Source organism: Paenibacillus oryziterrae, from assembly GCF_042610485.1.
In the GTDB taxonomy this organism is placed as follows: domain Bacteria; phylum Bacillota; class Bacilli; order Paenibacillales; family Paenibacillaceae; genus Paenibacillus_AQ.
In genome coordinates this window covers 1-14,822 of record NZ_JBGJZO010000009.1, presented here as the reverse complement: position 1 = coordinate 14,822, position 14,822 = coordinate 1, and the positions used below count along the sequence as shown (strand labels likewise).

Below are 14,822 nucleotides of genomic sequence, written 5' to 3'. Positions count from 1 at the left end.
CCGACCTAATACGAAAAGTTGACGCTGAACTCTTTTACATAAGCATTTCCTTTTATATCCCCATCCGGATTTCCGCTATAGTTCAAGGCTTTAATAACCCCGGGCAAGAACCACAGGGACATTCCAAATGTGGTCTCCGAGGTAACCGCTGTAAACTTCTCCGAAGGATCGACTCCTGTGTTCAGCCGGATAAGCGCAAGCATGCGGGATAATGCTCGTTCACCACTTCCATGCAGTACCATAAACAACCGCAGATGATCACGGTAGGTAAGCTGGGCAGGCACATACTTGGAGAGCGGCAATGAGCCCTTTTGACTAAGCAGCAGCATGTCTTCTATAGCTTTCTCAATGCCGTATAGAAGCGCAGCCGCAGTAACAGCCAGTGGATTACCCAGACTTGCCCGTTCAATAAAGCCCTCCATGGTTCTCACAGCCAGCCGCATCGCGAAGATTTCACCGTACGCCGCTGCTATATTTCCAGCAGGATTATGAAACCCATAGAGAATGTATTCCATCTCCTGACTGTGAGGGTCCAGTTGATCTGCCAATTGCTGAACAGTATCACCACCACCGCCCCCAGCTAATGAGACTAACCCTGTAACATCAAAATGTTGAAAATACAGCGCTGAATATTCCGTCTGAAAAAGCCTGTCCCGCGCTCCTCCCATAATACTGCCCATCGCCCCGTAGATTCCGTCCATATCATCCATGGCTGAATTCCCGGCCTCATAGGGGTCATCCGAAGTTGAACCTCCAGCTTCCACCTCTTCTTCAACTGCAGCATTCAAACTGATATTATCCTCATAATATTGACGCAAGGCGTCATAACGTTCCATAGATTCTTCAGCCTGCCCGCCCAGACTACGTATCTTATCCAGCATGTCCATGGCTTCGCCAAGCTTCACTTTGCTCTGTTTCTCCGTTGCCTTACGTTCCTCATCTGAGGTGCGCCGGCTTTCAATAGCTTCTGCATCCTTAGCTATAAGGACCCCTTGCTTGCCATAGTCTTGTATGTATGAAGAAGTCATGCGTGCGGCACTTAATACTGAGCTGTTTATTCTGAAATAATCAGCACCAAGACCTGAAGCAGAACCAAGAGCTGCCGGAAGTCCTGATACTTCCTTATCCAAATCCAGATAAGCGCGTCCCTGCAACGATAGTCCCTGCTCCAGGTTAGTGATCTCAGAGGGGGATAATAGTAAGCTCTCCGCCTGCTTACGAAGATCCGGAATACCCGCGGTTCCCGTATCTCCTGGAGGATCGGGAGTATCCCAGTTACCAGCCGATTCATAGCCCGGGTCAATTCCCTCTTGCTTCGCCTGTTCCACAATAACCTTCATCGATTCATTCAGCCTTTGAGCCTCCTGAAGTGCGGTTCGTGCATCTTCCATCAATCCGTTATGCTTCCCTCTGTATACAACACTTGCAACTTGAATAGAAGAGATAACTTCCGCGGACTGCCGTAGATAGGCTGATATTTGATAGCTGTATCTGGGATATTCCCCTTCCTCCAAATTCATATCCTCATTCGTTTTGTTCACATAATCATTGTATTGTGCAGCTATATCTGCCGAGTTTGAAACACTTCCAAGTGATTGCGGCGAAATCGTCGATCCGGGCGGATCCATGATTAATTGGAGTAGGCCCCGCCCCTGATTAGCGGCCTCCCTGCGCCGTTTAAGCATTTGGTCCAGTTCTGCTTCACGCTGGTCATAAAGCGGCTGCAGTTGGCCGAATAATTCTGTCGTGCGCGAAGCTTCTCCCATAGCGTTTGAGATAGGTTTGAATTTCCCGGCAAGCTCCAAAGCGAAATCAACTGGAGCCTTATATTTCATATCCTCATTAATCTGCTGGCGGAACACTTCGTATCTCCCAAGAGGCGATCGCCATTGGAGGGACGAAGAATCCAGGTCCAGCGGAAGGATATTAAAGCTGTCGCTTCGCCCGCTTACCTGCAGATTTTCACTGAGAACCTTAGCGAGCAGCATATCGGCGTCACTATCTCCAAAGGCAAACAAACCATAGTCGTTCATCAGCTCCCTATCATACGCAGACATAACCGACCGGATACCTGCCCTGACGAGACGTTCTCCCTGTGTATTAGCTGCAGCAATTCTCGCATAATCAATGAGTACAGCAGCGAACAGGAAAATAAATGCCAGAATCATAATTAAAAAGACGGAAACGGAGCCTCCGGTATGCCTGCCTTTTGTATGTCTGTGATTATTACGATAGTTCCTGTCGTTATACAGAGAGTCCAGCGATCTTCTCATTCAAGTCTCCCTTTCTTCCTACTACATCAGAATATCCGCTGGAGGATTATTTCTTTTTCAGCTTTCCAACAATGTCGGAAGCATCCTTCTGCTTCATTGCACCCTGCGTTTCTTCACTTCCGTTCCCGGAGGCGGATTTCCCCTGGAACTTAGCCCCAAAGTAACGCATCAGTTCAATCGTCCGTATAAACTCTACAGGTTCCACGATCAATGACTGGGCTTCTACCTTTGGCTCCCCGCCGTCTGTAAGGATTTCATCGAGAATAGGAAGCTTCAGCAGTTGCCCGAGCTCAGCGTTAATTCTTCGGCCGGATAGTTCATACTTAAAGCTCAACTCACCTGGCATGTTATCCGGGACCCTCATTCCTGCATGACCAAGCTTATTCTCAGCTAAATCTCCTTCCGCAGCCTCCAAGGGCAAAGCAACTACGGCGCTTCCGTTCTCTTCCCCCCATCCAAACAATGATGCCAGAAGGTGATCTTCCCCTATCCGCCAGTAAAGCGAGTCATGTTGACCGTTTGTAAAAGAGCCGTCTATCTGCTTGTGGCTGTTGTCCCAATTGAAGGCTGCTCTTTCTGCAGTAGCAGAAGCAATCTGAAACAGGATAGATTTCTGATAACTGTATAGGCAAAAGAAAAGCAGCAGCATGGAGATCATCATAATGATAGGCAACAGTAACGAAGCTTCAACAGTGAAACTTCCTTCATCATTCCGTGGACTATTCAAATACTTCCTGACTCTTCTCACCGGCAGTGGAGACTAAATCTTTCACCACTTTGGTAATCTCAGTTCTGAAGACCAATACCACAGCAATCAGCACTGCAATAATCAGAATCATCTCCAGAGTCCCCAGTCCTTCTTCATCTTTCCAAAATCTCTTCGCGCTGTTCACAAATGTTGACATCATATCATTCAGCCTCCTACATATTTAACATCATGATTGCCGGTGTTCCCACCAGCACGATAACGATTAGAAAGATAACCACCATAGGAAATACCAGCTTCGCAGAGGCTTGTTCCCCGCGTGTCCGGCTAATCGCCTTCCGCTTCTCCCACAGCACCCTGGATAAATCCCGCAGCGAGAGAGCAAAGTCACCTCCGCCTCTGCGGTAGTTCAGAAGCACCGTTGTCGTGAACAAAGATACCTCTTGAACTGCACAGCGTTTGCTAAAGTTCTCAAAAGCCTGCTGAAAGGAGTACCCGCTCTCCGATTCTCCGATCATCATCTGCAGTTCACGGTATAGAGGGTGCGGCGCACTACCAGCTCTATTGCCGCTTGCGCAACAACGCACGAGCGCCTGTTGGACAGTTTCACCTGCACCTACCAGGAGGACGATACTGCTTAGAAGCTCCGGAAGCTCCAAAATGATCTCCTGCTCCCTTTGCGCCACTTTTTTATGCAGATCACTGATTAGAGCCACCGGCAGCGCCGCAGCAAGCAGCATACCCAGTACCCAGCCAAAGCTTTCTCCGCTTGCCAAGGTTATGACACAGCCGCCAGCCAGCATCAACCAGCTATAACTAAGCATCTCACCGAGGAACAGCAATGTGCGTTCCGCACCATTACGCATTCCCTGGCTTTTTTGCAATGAACGCCGGATTTTAAATATAACGGAAGGAAGATACCTAGTTATCCGGCTGTACTCAACAAGCAGTAGAAGAGGTTCACCCAACTTGCGAAGCCTAAGCCCCTCAATAGGCAGCCCTCGCAGATTAGCATATCTGTTGCCGCTCTTCACCCGCAGCACAATCCATCCACCTATTAATAACAGGAGGACGATACTACACACCCAATTCATGAGTTCCCCCTTCACAGCGGAATGTCCATAATTCTGGTTATCCAGAGATAACAGAGAAATAACCCGGCGAGAGCCAGCGTTGATATGACAAACCCCATCCCCGTATACATTGGCGCCATATAATCTCCAGAGGTCAAATTCATAAACAATATCATGGCAAGCGGGGATACCAGGAGTGCATTGGCTTCGAATTTCTTCTGGGCTATGGTTACTGCGATTTCCTGCTGGATATCCAGCTTCTCACCGATCACAGTAGATGTGCGACGCACAACCTCCACCAAATCTCCACCGGTTCGCTTGCAGACAGTGAACACATCCGCAAAACGTTTAATATCCTCCATCCCTGCACGCCTGCTGAAATCCTGCAAAGCTTCCTCAATAGGTTGTGCGTATTCCAAACGGGCACAAATAATGTTCAGCTCGGCAATCATATCGCTTCGGCCATCCGGATCCAGCATGTGTAAATCCTGAACTGCCTCCCGAAAGGCATTCTCCACGGATCTCCCTGCAGATAGCGACGAAGACAAGGAGAATAGGGTCTGTTTAAAATGGAGATTCAGCGCAGATCGGCGCCTTCTCAGTAAGTAATCCCTTAAAAGCCGCGGAGCGTATATACAACCCGGGACCGGCAGAAGTGAGAGCAGCAACTGATGGTAAAATAAATATCCCACTCCGTACAGCAACATCGTACCGATCGCAATAGCCAACGTTTTTTGAATCAGAGTCAATTCATAGTCCCTGTAATCTGGCAGAGTATAAGCTTTCTCTACTTTATTCATGTCCTTCAACCTTCCCGGAAGCATTCTCGAAGACATCCAACGGTTGAGAAGTAATCCCGGCCATTCTCAGTTTCATAGTATGCAGCAGCGGATTCCCGCAGGGCTCCAGTCCTCCTAGAACTTTCTCAGCCTGACTACCCGTTTCACGGAATTCATACAATGGATTGAGCTGAACCTCACCGTTGTGAAGTCCGGCAACCTCACTGATCTCCACGACCCGGCGCGAGCGGTCTCTCAGTCTTGCTAAATGAACAAAAATATCAATCGCAGACCCAATCTGCTGCCTGACCACCGCGACTGGTAAGTCTGCACCACTTAGAACCATGGTCTCTAGACGGCTCAGCATATCCTTCGCACTGTTCGAATGTCCGGTTGATAAGGATCCGTCATGCCCTGTATTCATCGCCTGCAGCATGTCCAGACACTCCGCACCCCTCACCTCACCCACCACAATCCGATTGGGCCTCATCCGTAGTGAAGACCGGATCAGATCACGAATCGTGATCTCCCCTTTTCCTTCCGTATTGACGTTTCTTGTCTCCAGCGAAACCAGGTTAGGAACAGTCACAATTTGCAGCTCAGCCGAGTCCTCCACCGTAATGACCCGCTCCTGGGAAGGAATGAACTGGGACAAGGCATTAAGAAATGTAGTCTTTCCCGAGCCTGTACCTCCACTGATAAAAATATTGTATTTGGCGGCAACCAGAATTTGCAGTAACTCTGCCGCTTCCTCACTTAGTGCTCCCCGCCGCACTAAATCCCTCATCGTCATCGGCGATTCCGGGAATTTGCGGATCGTCATGGCCGGTCCTTTAAGCGAAACTGGCGGTAAAACTACGTTCACCCGGGAGCCATCTTTCAGTCTGGCATCAACGATCGGGGAAGACTCATTAACAACCCTGTTGACACCAGAGACGATGGTTTGAATAATATCTTCCAATCGGCTTGAGGACTCAAAGGCCAGCGGCAGCCGGCGGATGTGCCCTTCTTCTTCAATAAAAATATCGTTATAACTGTTGATCATAATTTCCGTAATGGCGGGATTATCCACCAGCGGCTGCAGGATATCCAGACCCCGGAAGGAATCAAATAATCGTCTTACGAGATCGCGTTTCTCTTGAGCCGTCAGATGCCGCAGACTTTCTCGGGCAAAAATCGTCTGCTCGATATACGCGATTAGCTCCTGATTGCCTACTGAGGATGTAACATCCAGACCTTCGCGGATTTCACTCCGTAGTCTTCTGAATAGCTCCTCATTCATTGCCGTTCACCCTAGCGAGTACCTGCGGCAACACAGGATCCAACATTCCTTTACACAGCAGGAGAATTTCTTTCTGATATGCCGGTGAGTTCAGACATAACCCGCTATGGTTGGGCAGGCTCCAGGATGGCATATGAGGCAGGACACTACTAATATGCATACCATCAGGGGGTGGCCTGTCCACTGCTGATTCCATAGAACCGTTAAGAATAAACCGGATTTTATTCATCAGGCCGGGTGCAATTTCAGAATAAGGGGCATTGTAATGGGTTAACCATTTGAGTGCCTTATTCATGCCCGTATCATCGCCCGGGAGAATCCACAATACGACGTCGCTGGATTGCAGAACGGCTTCCGTCCGTTCCACGCCTAGGCTTCCCGTATCCACGATCACAATGTCATATGACCTTCGGGAAGACAGGAGTTTAAGCAAATCCAGCGTGTCCCTCTTGTTCATTTGCAGCATTTCCTTCACATTGCTTACAGGTTTGAATGCATCACACTGCAGCTCATCATGCCTAATCGCATAGCTGTGTACCTCACCCTTCACCTCTGTGCCATGATCCCGGGCCACCTGAATTTCGTATAGTAATCTTTCCAGGGCTGGCGCGCTTCCCCCGGTTGCCCGGAGATACAGACCGCTGCTGTCCACGTCTTCCAGATTGAGATAAAAGACGGATAATCCCATGCTCCCCAGCTGTTTAGCCATATTTAGGGAGACTATGGTTTTCCCGCTGCTTCCGCTGCCCGAGACCACACCTATAAGCAGCGTCCCACTCGTTGCAGAAGCAGAAGCCGCAGGCCGCTGAACTTCACACATTTGCAGGATGGATGACAGCAGAGTAGGCAATGCCTGATACTTGGCAATCACTTGTCCACCAGCAAGATTCTTGCTAATCCTTCCTGTCATCTCCCCTTCTTCAGCAAGCAGAGCCCATGGAACCGCACTTCTCGCTTCTACAAGCCAGGTCTCAATAAATGCTGCATCACCGACCACAGCACAGGGAACCTCTTCCCCTTTCATGTACTCCATAAACACATCCATACGACTGAATGCCGTAATCTGCAGCAACTCTCTGTATTCGCTGTGATGGACATAATCCAGAAGCGGCCCGATGTATTGGCTTTCACGCACAGCAAGCACAATCCTTACCGCCATGAACTTCCTCCTCTCAAAAAAGGCAGCAAAAAAAGCACCGTCAATAACCGTGAGAACGGTTATATAACGGTGCTTCCGCTACAATTCCTATAATTTACAGCTATAGTAGCATATATATAACAGACCATCAATACTAATTTTCGCACACTATAGAAATCTCCGCCGCAATTCCTCTGTAGGCAGCAGACATTGCTCGTCACGGCCAAACCAGCGGTAGCGGTTCCGGGCTATATACCGGTATACACTGTTGCGGATCTGGGGCGGAATCAGGATGAACGTATACGCCGCCGGCCACGGGAACCGGAGTCTACGGGCAATACGAAGAACGGCTGTCGATTCGGTATAATACTTCCCGTGCTCCAGAAGTATTACCGTGTTCAGATGCTCGCTGTGCTCCATTAGATTACCGGCCTTCAGCAGCCCCTGCGCCTTCTCGTCTTGAAGTGAGACGAACATGAAGCGAGCCTTGGGATCACGCGGAATAATGAACCGCACGAGGCCCTGGCACAGATGGCATACGCCATCGATGAACACGACCGATTTATCTGCGACTCTGTCCATCGTAGTCATTCCTATGGTGTCCCTGTTCTGCTCACTTTTCATGCTGTTCACCACCTCTCGTGATAGCTACAGTATATCCAAATAAGTAAACAAAACAAAAACGCGGGAATGCTCCCGCGCCATCATCGTTCCGTCCATGTTGTTATTTACCGTTAATGTAATTACTCGGCAGTTGCCTTCTCAATCCACTGGTCACCGATCATTTGGCCTTCGAACTCCGGAGTAAATGCTTCCATGCATTTGCAGATGAAGTCTTTGCGGCAGATCGGACAAGGTGTCTTCAGGAGACGGCTGATGTTCGTCATTTTCCATTCCGGAAACCGACTATAAAACGCGCGGCACTCCGTTCCATCAGCAAGCTTGATAATGAACTCGAATAACCCTTCTTTATCATTGCTGCTGGCTTTAGTAACATTCGTAATCGTCGGTTTGTAAGACATCTTCATCACCCATTATTTAAATTTTTGGTTATTTATTGCACACGCGGCATATTGAGATACTTAGACATATTAAAGAATTTTAGGGGGGATGTCAACCAAAGTACGCTCTGGAGACCCATTTATTGCTCATTTCCTCGCGCATTCTCTCTACCCGGCTCATTATTGCCATGAATACGAAGTGTTACCCGTTTTTTGTGAATTAAATGTTTAACTCCCGACTTAAATAGTGTACAATTAATTTGTTATAAATATATGTTCGGAAATTTAAAGGAGGTACAACTATGAGCATTTATGATTTGAAGGCCAACACCCTTCGCGGAGAAGAGGAGTCGCTATCCAAATACAAAGGCAAAGTACTGCTCGTCGTCAACACAGCCAGCAATTGCGGGTTCACCCCACAGTATAAGGGCCTGCAGAAAGTATATGAGAAATTCAAAGACCGCGGGTTCGAGGTACTTGGGTTTCCAAGCAACCAATTCGCCAATCAGGAGCCGGGCGGCAGTGACGAAATATCTGAATTCTGCGAGATCAATTACGGCGTGACCTTTCCGCTCTATGAGAAAATTGATGTGAACGGCAAGCAAGCACATCCGGTATTTCAATATTTGAGCAAGGAAGCACCCGGCATTCTCGGGACCCGAAAAGTAAAATGGAACTTCACCAAGTTCCTCGTGGATCAGGAAGGACGGGTTCTGAAGCGCTTCTCCCCTAAAACAACGCCTGAGCAGATCGAAGAGCACATCAACAAGCTGCTGAGTTAATCACGAATACACAAAAGGATACCCGCAATTACAGTGGCATTCACTGTAGATGCAGGTATCCTTTTTTTTACAGAAAAACGAAATATTATTAAGTTAAGAAGAGGACCGAGATCATGGCGAGCAGCGCAGGCAAGGCCTGGACATAAAGAATCGATTTCTTGGCCGTGAGACTGCCTACGATCCCCGCAATCAGCACGCAGGAGAGAAAGAACAGCTGAATGTTCCGCCCAACCGCCTGATCCCCATACAAGAGACCCCAGATCAGACCCGCAGCGAGAAACCCGTTGTAGAGACCTTGATTAAACGCCAGCGATTTAGAGTCCTTGGCCACCTGCTCCGTCAAACCGAACGTCTTCATCCCCTTGGGCGTGGACCACATGAACATCTCCAGATACACGATATAAATATGTATAGCGGCAACGATACTGACCAGAATAATGCTGATGACCATTTTATCCCTCCACCTTCAGTTGTACTTGAGATTATAGCATTCTTTTGAAAAAACAAAAAAGCCTTGCATGAGCAAGACTTTTCTGAATATGCGGTAGAGAGGACTCGAACCTCCACGAGCATACGCCCACTACCCCCTCAAGATAGCGTGTCTGCCATTCCACCACTACCGCATGTTGAGAGTTAAAACTAATTGTAAGGACGTTGTTTGAGGCCAACATTGATTATTATAAATCCACTTTACACAAAAGTAAAGATAGCCTAATCAGAATTTTCTTCCATCTTCTTTCGTCTCCGGTATTCGGCAAAGGCCAGATATTCCTTGATAAAATTCTTCTCCTCAGGAAGCAATGAGTCACTGTGGCAATCCAGTTGCCGCAACTGTTCAAAAAAATAATCCGCTCTGCTCTCCCGCACAACATCAGGCGCATTTTTACCAAGGATCAGCCAGTCCAGGCTAACGTCAAAAAAAGCCCCAATCTCAATCAGCTTATGGGTACCCGGAGTCGACTTCCCCCTCTTCCAGTCCCCCATATTCCCTGTACTGATGCCGAGTTGTTCGCAGAACGATTTCTTGGTGATGCCTTTTTGTTCAATCAAGTACTCGATACGCCCGTAAATGGACTGCATATGCGACCGCCTTCCAAATAACATAAAACTCGTATTTACGCTATTTTATATTGAAAAATGACGTAAAAAAGTATATAATTAACTATTATGTATTATCCATTATATCATATGCCCCTGATGGAAATAAGAGGTGACTCAGTTGAACAGCAAACGGCCAATAACACCTTTTGGATGGGCGATTAAGCAGCGTCTGGCAGAGAGGCATCTGGATCAGAAGTTATTTTGTAAAATCTACGGAATTCCGCCTTATCGTCTATCGAACCTGATTCACGGAACACGCAGGGCCCAGCACTATCGGAGCCTCGTCGAAGAAATACTGGATCTGCCCCCATCTTAAAGTTCCACTCTGAAGTACTGTGAGGAGCGATAGCCATTGCGAGAACAACAGACACCTTCTATTTATTCAGCTCTCGACGATCTGTATCGTCATACGGTGGTTATCGACAGCCAAGGATACATTCTCTTCGCCAATGCAGCATGGAATGCCTATAACGCCAGACTGGGGCTCTCAGCACGTATAGACTGGACTGGGATGAATTACTTCGAGGTTATGGAGACAATACTCCTGAACCCCCATCTGCTTGCAACTGCACGAAAGGCCCTGTATTCAATAGCCTCCGGTAAACATCTGGTCTACAGTATTGAAATTCCTCTTGAACCAGTTCCAGGGGACAGTGGCGGCTTAGTACGATTAGAGGCTTTTCCGCTAATAGGCTCTGCTAATTCAACCGGCCATTCCGTCGTTATTTGTCACGAGCTCATACAGGAATCTGCATACCACTCCGTCAATACACAACATCACGTCAACTCGAATCATCACATTAACTCACAACATCACGTTAACATGCAACATCACATTAACCCACAACATCACGTCATCCCTCTGCGTAAGCAACAGACATTCCTGCCCATTTGCGCTTCCTGCAAATCCATCCGTGATGATCGGGAGCAGTGGGTACGGATTGAGAAGTTCATGCAGCAGCAGTTGTCCGTCCAGCTCACCCATGACATCTGCCCGGAATGCATCAGACAGCTCTATCCACAATATGCCCATGTTTTGAATGGGACTCTAGGCTGTTAACCCTGATTATAATTAAAAAAGGTAAGAAAACCTCTGCTGAGCAAAGGATTTCTTACCTTCTTTGTGCAATGCGGTAGAGAGGACTCGAACCTCCACGAGCATACGCCCACTACCCCCTCAAGATAGCGTGTCTGCCATTCCACCACTACCGCATATGGTGACCCGTAGGGGATTCGAACCCCTGTTACCTCCGTGAAAGGGAGGTGTCTTAACCCCTTGACCAACGGGCCATACACTAAAACTCTATGTTCTTTTCACAACAAAAATGAGTATATCAAACCTTTATTAATCTTGCAAGCTTTTTTTATAGAGGATAATATTTCGCTAATGCAAACAGGACCTCTCTTGGCTTTTACCCGCTGAGAGGCTCCCCTGTCGCATCCCAACCTGATTCATTCCGCATCCTTTTCCGATGCCAGCATCAACACCTCAATGCCGTCCGCAGCCTCATATCCCAGGCTATCTGCCACCGCATAATTGGTAACATGACCGGCAGCCACATTAATTCCACGGGACAATGCAGTATTATGGACAGCCGCCTGTATAATACCGTGATTGGCTATCTGTAAGGCATAGGGCATCGTGACATTCGTAAGTGCCAGTGTCGAGGTCCGCGCCACTGCCCCCGGCATATTAGCCACAGCGTAATGCACCACACCGTGCTTCACATAGGTCGGATTAGCATGAGTGGTAATCCGGTCGATCGTCTCTATGGAACCCCCTTGATCGATGGCAACATCGACGATCACCGAGCCTTCACCCATCTGCTTCACCATATATTCCTTGACTAGCTTCGGTGCACGGGCACCCGGGATGAGCACAGCACCAATTAGCAGGTCCGCCTTACTGACAGCTTGCTCAATATGATATGGATCGGACATAACCGTATTGACACGTCCACCAAAAATATCATCCAAAACCCGCAGCCGGCTGGCGCTCAAATCCAGCACCGTAACCCGCGCTCCCATCCCGAGAGCTATCTTAGCCGCATTCGTACCAACAATTCCTCCGCCTATAATGACAACCTCGGCAGATTTCACCCCTGGCACACCGCCAAGCAAGATTCCTTTACCTCCGTGCGGTTTCTCCAGTAGAGCAGCACCGATCTGTACAGCCATACGTCCGGCTACCTCGCTCATCGGAATTAGCAGCGGCAATGATCCGTCCTCTAATTGAATGGTCTCATACCCGACTGCCGTAACGCCGCTTTCTACAAGCGCTCTGGTCAAGCCTGCTTCGGGCGCCAGATGCAGATAAGTGAATAAGATCAAACCTTGACGAAAGAAAGGGTACTCTTCAAAAAGAGGTTCCTTCACTTTCATGATCATGTGTGACCGCCCCCACACCTCAGAAGCTAAAGGGACGAGCTCAGCCCCTCTGTCCATATATTCCTTATCCTCAAAGCCGCTGCCTGCACCAGCCGATTGTTCCACTACAACCTGGTGCCCAGCTTTAATTAAGGTTTGAACACCAGCAGGGGTAATCGCCACACGGTTCTCATTATTCTTGATCTCCTTCGGTACGCCGATAATCATGTCCTCTCCTCCTCTGGTGTGAATATCTCATGCGTCACTCGGAATAACATATCGGACGAAAATAAGCAAAAACTCCGGAAGCACATGGCTCCCGGAGCTGCGAACCATAGATGGCTCAGATAAATGTAATCCCAGCAGATTAGCCGCTAGCAGTTAATCTACCCATAGGATATGTTATGGATTCACTTTTGTTTCGAACGTTTGTTTACCATCAACGAATTTCAGTACAACCGCCGCTTTTACAGGGTCATGCGTTTCGTTCAAGGTAATTTTACCAGTAGCCAATTGGAGATCTTTGGTTGCTGCCAAGGCATCTTTAATCTTAGCAGGATCTGCTTCACCAGCACGAGTGATAGCGTCAGCAACCAATTTCAGTGCGTCATAACCGAGAGCAGCCATACCATCTGGAACTGCACCGCCATTAGCCGCTTTGTAAGCATCTACGAAAGAAGTAACTTCTTCGGCAGTATCTTCTGGTGAGTAGTGATTGGACATGAACGTGTTGTTCAGTGCCTCTGCACCAGCGATTTCAGCCAATTGCGGGGAATCCCAACCGTCGCCGCCCAGGAATGGAGCAGTGATGCCCATTTCACGTGCTTGCTTCAGGATCTTACCCACTTCTTCGTAGTAACCAGGAAGGTAGATCACATCCGGATTTTGTTCTTTAATACGGGTCAGTACTGCTTTAAAGTCAGAGTCTTTTTGTTGGTAAGACTCTTGGCTCACGATCTGACCGCCATTCTTCACGAAAGTTTCTTCAAAGAACTTTTGGAGACCTTTCGAGTAGTCACTGGAAGTATCGGTGTAGATAACAGCCGTCTTGGCACTCAGTGATTGAGTTGCAAAGTTAGCCATAACTTGACCTTGGAAAGGATCGATAAAGGCTGCGCGGAATACCCATTCATTCACATTGCCGCTGCGCTCGTCAACGGTTACTTTAGGGTTGGTGGCACCAACAGCTACGAGAGGAATCTTCTTCTCTGTTGCTACCGGAACGATACCCAAAGTGTTAGTGGATGTGGAAGCACCGATGATCGTAACAACCTTATCATTGGTAATCAATTTTTGTGCTACTTGCGTGGCTTCTTCAGACTTTGAAGCATTATCGGCAACGATCAATTCGATCTTTTTGCCAAGGATACCGCCTGCATCATTGATTTGCTGAACTGCCAGCTTCGCACCTTTTGATGCGGAGTCGCCGAAAGAAGCTTGACCGCCCGTGAGCTCAAGGTTAGCCCCGATTTTAATCGTGTCACCGCCAGAGTTACCACCGCTAGCGGAATTTCCGCTGCTCTCTGTGTTGTTGTTGCCGCAGCCAGACGCCAATACGGCAGTCAGTACTGTAGACAAAATAATGGCCCCAATTTTCTTCATTCTTCTCCCAGCCTCCCAGATAATATAATATTTTATATGTTGTTTCTGTGATGCCCTTAGGTAGATAAAGCTTTTTAGTGGCCGAGATACGCCATTTTAATCTCTTCGGAATTCGCCAGTTCCTTGGCGTCGCCTTCGAGTACGACTCTGCCAGTCTCCAGTACATACGCACGGTGCGCAATCTTCAGCGCCTGATGCGCATTCTGCTCCACAAGCAGGACGGTCGTTCCTGCCGCATTCACTTCCTGGATAATCTTGAAGATATCCTGTACCAGAAGCGGTGCGAGTCCCATGGACGGTTCATCCAGCAGCAACAACTTGGGATGGCCCATAATGGCGCGGCCCATAGCCAGCATCTGCTGTTCCCCGCCGGAGAGGGTTCCTGCCTGCTGCTTCTTGCGCTCCAGCAGTCGTGGGAACGTCTTATAGACTTTCGCGAAATCGGCAGCCAGGCTGCTGGAATCCTGCAGATACGCGCCAAGCTCCAGATTCTCCTCAACCGACATATTGGCGAACACGCGCCGTCCTTCCGGACAGTGAATCAGCCCTTCTTTGACAATCGCCTGAACGCTTTGATTCGCAATGGATTTCCCCAGAAATTCAACGCTTCCTGTCTTCGGCTTTAGAAGACCTGAAAGCGTCTTGAGCAAGGTTGACTTCCCGGCGCCATTGGCCCCGATCAATGTCACAATCTCTCCCTGGTTAACGTGGATACTGA

17 protein-coding genes and 3 tRNA genes are annotated in these 14,822 nt (G+C 48.4%); 3 read left to right on the top strand and 17 right to left on the bottom strand.

Annotated elements, in window-relative coordinates:
• Positions 1 to 5: 5 nt before the first annotated feature.
• The 9 genes from ACAN55_RS11745 to ACAN55_RS11705 all read right to left on the bottom strand — a co-directional run bounded on the left by ACAN55_RS11745 (position 6) and on the right by ACAN55_RS11705 (position 8,273).
• Positions 6 to 2,273: a hypothetical protein gene (locus ACAN55_RS11745; RefSeq protein ID WP_379132474.1), complete on the bottom strand. Its 2,268-nt coding sequence runs from the start codon at positions 2,271 to 2,273 to the stop codon at positions 6 to 8.
• Positions 2,274 to 2,319: 46 nt separating this feature from the next.
• The gene (locus ACAN55_RS11740) at positions 2,320 to 2,946 is read right to left on the bottom strand and encodes a pilus assembly protein (protein WP_489685771.1); all 627 of its coding nucleotides are present in this window, start codon (positions 2,944 to 2,946) and stop codon (positions 2,320 to 2,322) included.
• 46 nt (positions 2,947 to 2,992) lie between these two features.
• Positions 2,993 to 3,181 (bottom strand): Flp1 family type IVb pilin, encoded by a 189-nt coding sequence (locus tag ACAN55_RS11735; RefSeq protein ID WP_379132469.1) that lies wholly within the window; start codon positions 3,179 to 3,181, stop codon positions 2,993 to 2,995.
• 13 nt (positions 3,182 to 3,194) lie between these two features.
• Positions 3,195 to 4,073 (bottom strand): type II secretion system F family protein, encoded by an 879-nt coding sequence (locus ACAN55_RS11730; protein WP_379132467.1) that lies wholly within the window; start codon positions 4,071 to 4,073, stop codon positions 3,195 to 3,197.
• An 11-nt stretch (positions 4,074 to 4,084) separates the two neighbouring features.
• Entirely contained in the window at positions 4,085 to 4,852 is a 768-nt protein-coding gene (locus ACAN55_RS11725) for a type II secretion system F family protein (RefSeq protein ID WP_379132464.1), read from the bottom strand.
• The gene (locus tag ACAN55_RS11720; protein WP_379132462.1) at positions 4,845 to 6,113 is read right to left on the bottom strand and encodes a TadA family conjugal transfer-associated ATPase; all 1,269 of its coding nucleotides are present in this window, start codon (positions 6,111 to 6,113) and stop codon (positions 4,845 to 4,847) included. Before ACAN55_RS11720 ends, ACAN55_RS11725 begins: the two co-directional genes overlap by 8 nt.
• Positions 6,106 to 7,272 carry a P-loop NTPase family protein gene (locus ACAN55_RS11715; RefSeq protein ID WP_379132459.1) on the bottom strand — a complete coding sequence of 389 codons (1,167 nt, stop codon included), beginning with the start codon at positions 7,270 to 7,272 and terminating at the stop codon, positions 6,106 to 6,108. Before ACAN55_RS11715 ends, ACAN55_RS11720 begins: the two co-directional genes overlap by 8 nt.
• A gap of 147 nt (positions 7,273 to 7,419) precedes the next feature.
• The gene (locus tag ACAN55_RS11710; RefSeq protein ID WP_379132457.1) at positions 7,420 to 7,875 is read right to left on the bottom strand and encodes a thiol-disulfide oxidoreductase DCC family protein; all 456 of its coding nucleotides are present in this window, start codon (positions 7,873 to 7,875) and stop codon (positions 7,420 to 7,422) included.
• 119 nt (positions 7,876 to 7,994) lie between these two features.
• Positions 7,995 to 8,273, bottom strand: a complete 279-nt coding sequence (locus tag ACAN55_RS11705; RefSeq protein ID WP_379132454.1) for a hypothetical protein — start codon at positions 8,271 to 8,273, stop codon at positions 7,995 to 7,997.
• Positions 8,274 to 8,554: 281 nt separating this feature from the next.
• On the opposite strand from ACAN55_RS11705, the gene ACAN55_RS11700 reads away from it, so the two are divergent.
• Positions 8,555 to 9,034, top strand: a complete 480-nt coding sequence (locus ACAN55_RS11700) for a glutathione peroxidase (RefSeq protein WP_379132451.1) — start codon at positions 8,555 to 8,557, stop codon at positions 9,032 to 9,034.
• An 88-nt stretch (positions 9,035 to 9,122) separates the two neighbouring features.
• Here the strand turns inward: ACAN55_RS11700 and ACAN55_RS11695 are convergent, their stop codons facing one another.
• The 3 genes from ACAN55_RS11695 to ACAN55_RS11685 all read right to left on the bottom strand — a co-directional run bounded on the left by ACAN55_RS11695 (position 9,123) and on the right by ACAN55_RS11685 (position 10,114).
• Complete coding sequence (locus ACAN55_RS11695; protein ID WP_379132449.1) at positions 9,123 to 9,485, bottom strand: DUF1304 domain-containing protein; 363 nt, start codon at positions 9,483 to 9,485, stop codon at positions 9,123 to 9,125.
• A gap of 89 nt (positions 9,486 to 9,574) precedes the next feature.
• A tRNA-Leu gene (locus tag ACAN55_RS11690) sits at positions 9,575 to 9,657 on the bottom strand.
• 88 nt (positions 9,658 to 9,745) lie between these two features.
• Positions 9,746 to 10,114: a helix-turn-helix domain-containing protein gene (locus tag ACAN55_RS11685; RefSeq protein WP_379132447.1), complete on the bottom strand. Its 369-nt coding sequence runs from the start codon at positions 10,112 to 10,114 to the stop codon at positions 9,746 to 9,748.
• A gap of 139 nt (positions 10,115 to 10,253) precedes the next feature.
• Between ACAN55_RS11685 and ACAN55_RS11680 the strand changes: the two genes are divergently transcribed.
• Entirely contained in the window at positions 10,254 to 10,451 is a 198-nt protein-coding gene (locus ACAN55_RS11680; protein WP_379132444.1) for an XRE family transcriptional regulator, read from the top strand.
• 36 nt (positions 10,452 to 10,487) lie between these two features.
• Positions 10,488 to 11,195, top strand: a complete 708-nt coding sequence (locus ACAN55_RS11675) for a hypothetical protein (RefSeq protein WP_379132441.1) — start codon at positions 10,488 to 10,490, stop codon at positions 11,193 to 11,195.
• A 69-nt stretch (positions 11,196 to 11,264) separates the two neighbouring features.
• Here the strand turns inward: ACAN55_RS11675 and ACAN55_RS11670 are convergent.
• The 5 genes from ACAN55_RS11670 to ACAN55_RS11650 form a co-directional block, all read right to left on the bottom strand.
• Positions 11,265 to 11,347, bottom strand: a tRNA-Leu gene (locus ACAN55_RS11670).
• A 3-nt stretch (positions 11,348 to 11,350) separates the two neighbouring features.
• Positions 11,351 to 11,425: transfer RNA gene (locus ACAN55_RS11665), tRNA-Glu, on the bottom strand.
• Positions 11,426 to 11,587: 162 nt separating this feature from the next.
• The gene (gene ald / locus ACAN55_RS11660) at positions 11,588 to 12,730 is read right to left on the bottom strand and encodes an alanine dehydrogenase (RefSeq protein ID WP_379132438.1); all 1,143 of its coding nucleotides are present in this window, start codon (positions 12,728 to 12,730) and stop codon (positions 11,588 to 11,590) included.
• Between the two features lie 174 nt (positions 12,731 to 12,904).
• On the bottom strand, positions 12,905 to 14,104 hold the full coding sequence (locus ACAN55_RS11655) for an ABC transporter substrate-binding protein (protein ID WP_379132435.1): 1,200 nt from the start codon (positions 14,102 to 14,104) through the stop codon (positions 12,905 to 12,907).
• Positions 14,105 to 14,178: 74 nt separating this feature from the next.
• Positions 14,179 to 14,822: ABC transporter ATP-binding protein (locus ACAN55_RS11650; RefSeq protein WP_379132432.1), on the bottom strand; the 644-nt coding region annotated here is incomplete at its 5' end.

Coding starts and splice junctions, on each gene's coding strand:
- ACAN55_RS11655 (WP_379132435.1), bottom strand. CDS start 14,104: ATGAAGAAAATTGGGGCCATTATTTTGTCTACAGTACTGACTGCCGTA.
- ACAN55_RS11700 (WP_379132451.1), top strand. CDS start 8,555: ATGAGCATTTATGATTTGAAGGCCAACACCCTTCGCGGAGAAGAGGAG.
- ACAN55_RS11710 (WP_379132457.1), bottom strand. CDS start 7,875: ATGAAAAGTGAGCAGAACAGGGACACCATAGGAATGACTACGATGGAC.
- ACAN55_RS11705 (WP_379132454.1), bottom strand. CDS start 8,273: ATGTCTTACAAACCGACGATTACGAATGTTACTAAAGCCAGCAGCAAT.
- ACAN55_RS11685 (WP_379132447.1), bottom strand. CDS start 10,114: ATGCAGTCCATTTACGGGCGTATCGAGTACTTGATTGAACAAAAAGGC.
- ald (WP_379132438.1), bottom strand. CDS start 12,730: ATGATTATCGGCGTACCGAAGGAGATCAAGAATAATGAGAACCGTGTG.
- ACAN55_RS11715 (WP_379132459.1), bottom strand. CDS start 7,272: ATGGCGGTAAGGATTGTGCTTGCTGTGCGTGAAAGCCAATACATCGGG.
- ACAN55_RS11745 (WP_379132474.1), bottom strand. CDS start 2,273: ATGAGAAGATCGCTGGACTCTCTGTATAACGACAGGAACTATCGTAAT.
- ACAN55_RS11695 (WP_379132449.1), bottom strand. CDS start 9,485: ATGGTCATCAGCATTATTCTGGTCAGTATCGTTGCCGCTATACATATT.
- ACAN55_RS11720 (WP_379132462.1), bottom strand. CDS start 6,113: ATGAATGAGGAGCTATTCAGAAGACTACGGAGTGAAATCCGCGAAGGT.
- ACAN55_RS11730 (WP_379132467.1), bottom strand. CDS start 4,073: ATGAATTGGGTGTGTAGTATCGTCCTCCTGTTATTAATAGGTGGATGG.
- ACAN55_RS11735 (WP_379132469.1), bottom strand. CDS start 3,181: ATGATGTCAACATTTGTGAACAGCGCGAAGAGATTTTGGAAAGATGAA.
- ACAN55_RS11725 (WP_379132464.1), bottom strand. CDS start 4,852: ATGAATAAAGTAGAGAAAGCTTATACTCTGCCAGATTACAGGGACTAT.